The 584-nt window shown below is 32.7% G+C and carries 1 protein-coding gene; it reads left to right on the top strand.

All coding sequences use genetic code 11. The features are described from left to right. On the top strand, positions 1-584 hold a 584-nt coding region (locus IE142_RS35540), incomplete at both ends, for a putative HNHc nuclease (protein ID WP_191889484.1).

Raw genomic sequence — 584 nt, 5'->3', positions numbered from 1 at the left:
AGTCATATCGATTTGTTGGAAAATGGTTACTCACTCAACGCAGATATAGAAGTGCCAGACCACGAAAAGATAACTCATAAACAACGCAGAACAATTTTCTTGTTATGCGAAGATATTGAATTACATTTAGGTCAACCTAAAGAAGCTATGAGGCAAGATTTTCAATTCGAATTAGAAATAATGAATGGCTATGATTCTATTAGTTTAAAGAATTGTTCTAAAAAAATAGCAAGAGAATTAATCGAAATGATTATTGCTTTTATGTTTCATCATCAAGTTCCTATGAGATTAAAGACGAGTAAGTTGATGAAAGAAGATAAGAGTTATCTATATTGGTCAACGATTAACAGAAATTGTGTGATATGCGGCAAACCTAATTCAGACTTAGCACACTTTGAAACAGTAGGTAGAGGTATGAACAGGAACAAGATAGACCACTACGATAAATACGTATTAGCGTTATGTCGTAAGCACCATACAATTCAACATCAGATGGGGATAGACAGTTTTAACAAATATTACCAATTACAAGATAGTTGGATAAAAGTTGATGATAAATTAAACGCCATCCTGAAAGGAGAGAA

The organism is Streptomyces mutabilis (genome assembly GCF_014649815.1).
GTDB lineage: Bacteria > Actinomycetota > Actinomycetes > Streptomycetales > Streptomycetaceae > Streptomyces > Streptomyces mutabilis.
Note: the sequence above shows the minus strand (reverse complement) of the source record. Positions and strands in the feature narration are given on the sequence as shown.